Raw genomic sequence first — 5,867 nt, forward strand, 5'->3', positions numbered from 1 at the left:
CGCTGCAAGCCTCGGAGTGGATCAAGGACGACCAGCCAATTGTCCTGAACTACACGGACTTCTCGGTGGGCTGGGACTACTCAGACTTTAAGGCCACGATGGAGCGCGAGAACCCGGCGGGTTGCATCACGGCGTATCGCGGCTTTCACCCCCACTCGCTTGGGCCGAATCTCTATGCCTACCTGCGCCACGACGAAGAGAGTATGGCAATGCTGGAAATCCAGGAGAAGCACTGCTTCACGGATAATCGCCTGCAGGAGTTCGCGTCGTCGGGGACGTATTATTTCCGCTCCGGGGCGCTTCTCAAAGCCACTTTTAACGAAGCCGTCGAGCGTGATCTTAGCACCAACGGTGAGTTCTATGCCAGCATGCCCTTTAACTTACTTGTCGAGAAAGACCAGCCCGTGCGCGTCTACGAGCTGGAGCATTTCTTGCAGTGGGGCACGCCAGAGGACTTAGAAGAGTATCTGACTTGGTCGCGCTACTTTAGCCACTACGCCGAGAGAGACGGCTGGGCACCTGAGCTGCCCGAGATGCCTGGAACCAACCTCATCCCGATGGCGGGAGCGGGGATGCGTTTCGCACAAGAGGGCTATAAAGTCGCCAAGCCGCTCGTGCCCGTGGACGGCACGCCGATGATCGCCCGCGCCCTGCGCTCGCTGCCCGCCGCCAAGCACTGGATTGCCGCCTGCCGCACGGAGCACCTCACCAGCCCCTGCCTCACCGAGTACATGGGTCAGGACGGTCGCAACCTCACGCTGCTTCCCGTCGAGAAGCTCACCGAGGGCCAGGCGTGCACCTGTCTGCTGGCGCGTGACCAGATAGACCCCGAAGCGCCGCTACTCATTGCCCCCTGCGATGCCGCATTTGTCTACGATGCCCTGCACTACGAGATGCTGACCCAAAGCGCGAGCGGCCCGGACTGCTTGATCTGGACGTTTCAGAACCACCCGCACGCTAACCGCAACCCCAAACAGTACGGCTGGGTGGCGCTGGATGAGAAAAACAATGCCCAGACGGTGCTCTGCAAACAAGCGCCCGACGGCGACATTCGGCAGGCCCATGGCGTGATCGGGGCGTTCTGGTTTAGGAAAGCCAAGTACTTCTTCGCCGCCGCCGATGCCCTGATCGCGAAAGATATGCGGGTCAACGGCGAGTTCTACGTCGACTCCAGCATCAACTTACTCCTAGAGCAAGGCCGCACCGCGCAGGTCTTTCCCGTGGAGCACTACCTCTGCTTCGGCGTCCCCGACGATGTGAGAACTTATGACTACTGGGCAGGCTACTTCGCCAAGCACGAAAGAGAACCTCTCCTCCCCAGCCCTCCTCTCCCGGGCGTTCGTGCCTCACTGGGAAAGGAGGGAGTAGCCTCTCATATCCCCCTTTCCCAGCGAAGAATGAGCGCCCGGGAGAGGGGTTAGGGGAGAGGTTCTGATGCCGCTGCGTAGTCGCCTGTTCTGGGGCGTTTTGGCTTTTAAGCTCCTGCTGGGGACGTTTTTCGCGTCGCACTACCTGCGGGAGCTGTTTATTCCGTTTGTCAACTACTACGTCCTCTCGGGCTACCAAGACCCCTACCAGCACTTTGTGGCGCAGGGCCGGACGGATCTCTTTCCCTACAATCCCCTGATGCTCTACGCGCTGGCCATCCCGCGTCAGCTCTTCTCCGCGCTCCTGCCCGGTGGTGTCGAGACCGTGAGTTTTGGGCACCTTTTAGTCTTCCGGCTCCCGCTACTGGCCTGCGATCTCGCCATTCTGAGCGTCCTGCTCTCCTGGTTTCCTCGCGAGAAATCCCGCGTTTTGTGGCTCTACTGGTGCAACCCGCTGGTGGTCTATATCTGCTACTGGCACGGGCAGCTTGATATTATCCCGACTGCGCTCTTTCTCTGCGCCCTGGCGAGCCTGCGCCAGGAGCGCTACCGAGGGGCGGCGCTCTGGTTTGGCATTGCACTAGCGACCAAAGCACACCTGCTGGCCGCCGCGCCGTTTTTCTTTATCTATATCGCGCAGAAAAAAGGCTGGCAGAGCACGACTCGCTACGCCGTGATCGCGCTGGCCTCGCTGGTGATCTTCCTCTACCCGTTTGCGGCGCACCCAGCGTTTCGGCAGATGGTCTTTGGCACGGAAGAGAGCCGCCGCCTGCTCGCCTTGCAGCTTCCCGTGGGGGGAAACGGAGGCCAGGGAATCCTGATCACGCCGCTGGTGATCCTCTTGCTCTGCGTCCGCTTTTTCTGCTACCCCAAGCGCAACTGGGACTTGCTACTGGTCTACTTAAGTTTAGTTTTTGCGACATTAGTATTGCTGGTGCCGCCGCGCCCGGCCTATATCCTCTGGAGCCTGCCGTTTCTGATCACGGTGCTCTGCCGCCAGCCGCGCAAGTACGGGCTTCCCTACGCGCTACTGATCGTCGGGTACTTCCTCAACTTCTTGCTCGGGCCGCAGTCGGATTTATTAGATGCACTCAAGCTTGTCGCGCCGGGGCTTGCCGCGCAGCAACAGAGCTTTCTTGCCCCTCTGCTCCACAGCTCGCTCTGGCCGAGCCTCTCGTTCACGGTTTTTGAGGCGGGCCTCGCGGGCGTGATGCTCTCCAACTATCTCTTTGGCCTGCGGAGCAACCAGATCTACCAGGAGCGCAACCGCCCGGTGCTGATCGGCCTCGCGGGCGACAGTGGCTCGGGCAAGGACACGCTGACGTTTGGGATTGAGAAGCTTCTTGGGGCGGAGCAGCTCGAAGTCATCGCGGGCGATGACTACCATAAGTGGCCGCGTGGGCATGAGTCCTGGAATACCTACTCCCACCTGGATGTCCGCGCTAACAACCTCCACCAGCAAGTGGAGCACGCGCTGGCACTGGCCTCGGACAACACGATCTACAAGCCACACTACGACCATGCCACGGGCCGCTTCACTGAGGAGCAGCCTGTGGCCCCGAAGCCGTTTATCTTATTCCAGGGCCTGCACTCCCTCTCGCTCCTACAGCTCCGCGCCCTCTACGACCTGAGAGTTTTTCTCGACCCACAAGAAGATGTCCGCCGCCTCTGGAAAGTCCAGCGCGACAAGGCCGAGCGCGGCTACACCACCGAGCAAGTTCTGGCTCAGCTCGATAAACGCACCGCCGACCGCGAGAAGTATATCTTAGCTCAGCGTGAGCTTGCGGACTTGATTATCTCCTGGCGCACCCTTGAGCCACTCCAGCCCGGCGACTACGACAGCAATCCCGCGCTCTGCCTGCACATCCAGGCGCTCAATAGCTTTGACTTCTCGGGCCTGGTGGAGCTGCTCCATACCGCCGGGATCGTCATCCGCCAGTACGAGCCGTTTCTGGATGGCCGCTGGCAGGTTTTAGAGCTGGAGGGCACGATCGCCTCAACCACGCTCGCCGAGCTTGCTGCCCAACTCATCCCCAACCCCGATGAGCTGAGCGCAAATTTCCACTTCGAGGAAGGGCTGGAGGGCTGTGTGCAGCTTCTCTTCCTGCTCTGCTTCTCGTCACGCCTGAAAGTCGCCCAATGGATGACCCCACCGTCGCACTAAGTATCGTGCTTCCCTGCTACAACGAGGCGGGGAACCTGCCCAAGATCTACGCCGTGCTGAGCGAGATTCTCACCAATCAGCCCGGCATTGAAGTTTTGCTGGTCAACAATGGCTCCACAGATAGCTCAAGCGCTGTGTTTGCAGAGCTGCAGGCGACGCACACGCTCCCGATCCGAGTTGTGGAGATTGCCAAGAACCAGGGCTACGGCCACGGGATTCTCACGGGTGTCCGCGCCGCGCAGGGGGAGTTTATCGCCTGGTCCCACGCCGACCTGCAGACCGACCCACGCGATATCCTCGCCGCCTACGAGAAGCTACGCCAGAGCGCCGATCCGGAAAAGACCGTGGTAAAAGGCCGCCGCAAGAACCGTCCGCTACTTGATGAGTTCTTCACCTCGGGGATGGCCTGGCTCTCCAGCGCCACGCTCGGGCAGTGGCTCCACGATATCAACGCCCAGCCCAAGCTCTTCCCCAAGAGCTTTGTCGCGCTACTGGATAACGCCCCCACGGACTTCTCGCTGGATCTCTTCTTTCTCTACGAAGCGAAAAAGCTTGGCTATACGCTCCTGGAGCAAGACGTGGTCTTTGGCAAACGTGAGCACGGCGAGGCCAAGGGCGGCGGAACCATGAAGGGGAAGCTCAAGCTCGTCAAGCGAACGCTCGCCTATATCTTTGAGCTACGCAAAACACTAAAAAATAGCCATGGAAATCATCGTACATCGCATTAACACCCTTGAGGGCCTCAAAGCTGTCCCCACGCACTTTGGCGCAGAGATTGATCTTCGTGCCCGTGGCAGTGAGCTGTATCTCCACCACGATGCCTTCCGCGAAAAAAACGCCGACTCGTTTGTGGACTACCTCGACGCCTACCGCCACGGCCTGCTCGTGCTCAATATCAAAGAGGCGGGAATCGAGACCGAGGTGCTGCGGCTGGTACGAGAGCGGGGCATTGAGCGCTACTTTTTGCTGGATGTGGAGTTTCCCTATCTCTACCGCGCCAGCCGGTTGGGCGAGCGTGCTATTGCGGTGCGCTACTCCGAAGACGAGAGTATCGAGATGGCGCTGACCTACAAAGAGCGCGTGGACTGGGTCTGGATCGATACCAACACCCGCCTGCCACTGGATGAATCCGTGAAATTCCAGCTCAGCGGCCTTAAGACCTGCCTCGTCTGCCCCGAGCGCTGGGGCCGTCCGCAAGACATTCCAGGCTACAAAGCCCAGCTCGCCGAGCTAGATTTTAAGCTCAATGCCGTCATGACCAGTCTTGCTTGTGCCCCACTATGGCAGTAATTTCTGCCAAAAATCCGCATCGTTGCGATCCCGCCAAAGAAATGTCAAGCCACGTGCCTCAGCGACGCCTCGGTCGCGCTTGGTGTCATCGCCGATAAACCAGACGTCGGGTCCGGGTACGATTCCAAAGCGAGCCAGAGCCTCGTCCACGCCGCGCGGGTTGGGCTTGACGGCTCCCACTTCCTCCGCCGTGAAGAGATAGGTGACAAGGCTCTCGATATTGAGCGTCTGGAGTTTGCGAAGCTGCTGCTCGGTGGTGAAGTCCGTGATCCAGGCCGTCGGGATGTCAGAGTGTTGCCAGTGGAGAAGGCACTCCCGCAGGCCGGGATCGAGCTGCATCGCCGCGTGGTAGCCGTCCCAGTAGGCTTTGTAGAGCGCCAGCGTCTCGGTGATTTCTGTGCGCCTAAGCCGATTCTCCAGCAGGCGCTTAAAATACAGCAAGCGACAGTGCGCCGCGCCCGTGTCGGCGATGGCGTGCTTTGCCTGCTCCCGCGCCTCAATGTAAGCAGCGCGAAATTCGGCTTCGTCCGAGAAATCGCTGGCACCAAAAGCTGCTTTGAGCCCGGCCTCGTGACAGGGTGCGTAGGCGTAGACCGTGTTGTCAATGTCCAGTAAGATCGCCGAGGGCTTGGGAAGCATGGCGTTATGATACCCAACCTAATATGGCGGGAGGAGCCGCCGGAAGCCGTGGAATAAGACTATCGGCAGGAGTAGGGCGTGGGTGGGGAGCCAGAAGTTGGTGTCGGGGCGCTGGGGAGTGCCCGTCTGTGCGACTTCGGCGAGCTGGGTGGCGAGTTTTGCCAGGCGCTTCTGGCTCCACCAAGGCTCAATAATCCCCTTCAGCCAGTCCTCAGGCACCGCCTCTGCGCCAAGCCGCGCCCCGAGAATCCCGCCCACAATCGCCGCCACGGTGTCGGTGTCTCCACTGAGTGCGACGGTCTCGATCACGGCGGCTCGCAGGTCATCGGGATGGCGTGCCACGAGAGCAAGTACGGCATCTACCGTATGCACGATGTAGCCAGAAACTGGACCTGTCAAATTCTCCC

General features: G+C 60.1%; 6 protein-coding genes. 4 read left to right on the forward strand and 2 right to left on the reverse strand.

Translation table 11 applies throughout. The annotated features are described in order from the left end of the window. The 4 genes from RMO15_RS27910 to RMO15_RS27925 all read left to right on the forward strand — a co-directional run. On the forward strand, positions 1-1,421 hold a 1,421-nt coding region (locus tag RMO15_RS27910), incomplete at its 5' end, for an NTP transferase domain-containing protein (protein ID WP_309720678.1). A 13-nt stretch (positions 1,422-1,434) separates the two neighbouring features. Then, positions 1,435-3,531, forward strand: a complete 2,097-nt coding sequence (locus RMO15_RS27915) for a hypothetical protein (protein ID WP_309720681.1) — start codon at positions 1,435-1,437, stop codon at positions 3,529-3,531. Continuing rightward, positions 3,507-4,259, forward strand: coding sequence for a glycosyltransferase family 2 protein (locus RMO15_RS27920; RefSeq protein ID WP_309720684.1), 753 nt, complete (start codon positions 3,507-3,509; stop codon positions 4,257-4,259). The genes RMO15_RS27915 and RMO15_RS27920 overlap by 25 nt, the downstream gene beginning before the upstream one ends. Then, a complete protein-coding gene (locus RMO15_RS27925; RefSeq protein ID WP_309720686.1) occupies positions 4,234-4,821 on the forward strand; it encodes a hypothetical protein in 588 nt (195 codons plus the stop codon). Before RMO15_RS27920 ends, RMO15_RS27925 begins: the two co-directional genes overlap by 26 nt. Here RMO15_RS27925 and RMO15_RS27930 read toward each other — a convergent pair. Together RMO15_RS27930 and RMO15_RS27935 are read right to left on the reverse strand one after the other, a co-directional pair. Beyond that, positions 4,810-5,460 carry an HAD family hydrolase gene (locus RMO15_RS27930; protein WP_309720688.1) on the reverse strand — a complete coding sequence of 217 codons (651 nt, stop codon included), beginning with the start codon at positions 5,458-5,460 and terminating at the stop codon, positions 4,810-4,812. The genes RMO15_RS27925 and RMO15_RS27930 overlap by 12 nt on opposite strands. Before the next feature lie 18 nt (positions 5,461-5,478). Further along, the coding region (locus RMO15_RS27935) for an ADP-ribosylglycohydrolase family protein (protein WP_309720690.1) at positions 5,479-5,867 on the reverse strand (389 nt) is incomplete at its 5' end.

The sequence above is a fragment of the Armatimonas sp. genome, assembly GCF_031410135.1.
GTDB lineage: Bacteria > Armatimonadota > Armatimonadia > Armatimonadales > Armatimonadaceae > Armatimonas.